This is a genomic window from Streptomyces incanus, from assembly GCF_042656345.1.
GTDB lineage: Bacteria > Actinomycetota > Actinomycetes > Streptomycetales > Streptomycetaceae > Streptomyces > Streptomyces incanus.
The window spans coordinates 1-1227 of sequence record NZ_JBHSPC010000146.1; the positions used below are offsets into that span (position 1 = coordinate 1).

General features: G+C 66.6%; 2 protein-coding genes. Both read left to right on the top strand.

Annotated features, from left to right (window positions below; all coding sequences use genetic code 11):
- Positions 1–650: transposase (locus ACFP2V_RS34965; RefSeq protein ID WP_381219463.1), on the top strand; the 650-nt coding region annotated here is incomplete at its 5' end.
- Positions 647–1069, top strand: a complete 423-nt coding sequence (locus tag ACFP2V_RS34970) for a hypothetical protein (RefSeq protein ID WP_381219465.1) — start codon at positions 647–649, stop codon at positions 1067–1069. The genes ACFP2V_RS34965 and ACFP2V_RS34970, both read left to right, overlap by 4 nt.
- Positions 1070–1227 lie beyond the last annotated feature (158 nt).

Consider the following 1227-nt stretch of genomic DNA (forward strand, 5'->3'; position numbering starts at 1 on the left):
TGCTGCCCCACGATCTGCCGCCCGCCGGTGCGGTGAAGTACTACTTCTACAAATGGCGCAACGACGGCACCGACCAGACCATCCACGATCTTCTACGATGGCAACTACGGGAGAAGAAGCGGCGATTAGCCGACCCGAGCCTCGTCGTCCTGGACACACAGAGTGTCCATGCCGCCGTCGGAGTACCGGCCACCACGACCGGCCGGGATGCCGCGAAGAAGGTGCCGGGCCGCAAGAGGTGCCTGGCCGTGGACGTTTCGGGCCTGGTCGTCGAGGCCGTCGTGCTGCCGGCTTCCGCGCACGAGAACGCCGCCGGTATCGCGCTGCTGGACGGCGTGGCCGGGCAGACCGACACGGTGCGTAAAGCCCTGGTCGACCAGGGGTTCAAGAAGAGCGTCGTCGAGCACGGGAAACGGCACGGCATCGACGTCGAGATCGTTGAACGCAACCCGGCCGACAAGGGCTTCGTCCCGCAGGTCAAGCGGTGGATCGTGGAGCAGACGAACGGGATCCTGATGTTCTACCGGCGGCTGGTCCGCGACTACGAACACCGGACCGCCAGTTCCCGCTCGCGCGTCTTCTGGGCGATGACCTCCGTCATGGCCCGCCGCCTCACCGACGCCACCGTCCCCGCCTGGAGGACACCGTGACCGAGAACCCGCAGATCAGCACCGTCCTGGAATATATCGAGGCCCGTGAGCACGAACTCGGCGAGCAGGCAGGACACCTCCGCTCCCGCATCGAGGAACTCACCGCCCACCTCGGCGAACTCGACGCGGAGAGCGAGAACCTGCGCATCACCCGCAAGACCCTCCTCGCCATCCCCGCTCCGGCACCCGCCGAGGAGACGCCCCGCCCCGACGTGCCCGACCACCCCGCCTACCAGCAGATACTCACCGCCCTCACCGACTCCGGCCGACCGATGCGAGCCCGCGACCTGTGCGAGGCCCTCGACCTGCCGATCCTCCCGAAGAACACCGAAGGCATCCGCTCCAAGCTGAAACGCCTGGTCACACGGGGCATCCTCACCGAACCCGAACCTGGCCTGTTCACTCAGCCCCACACCTGACCGCCGGCCCACCCCGCCGACCAGGGCTCCTCACCCAACCCCAAACCAGAAACGGGCATTACATCACGTACCGCACTCTGAGAACGGAGCCGGGAGGCGTCGCGTATTTACGGGTTGCTTCCGGGGCTTGGGTTCGTTGATGTGGTATGGGTCGTTTC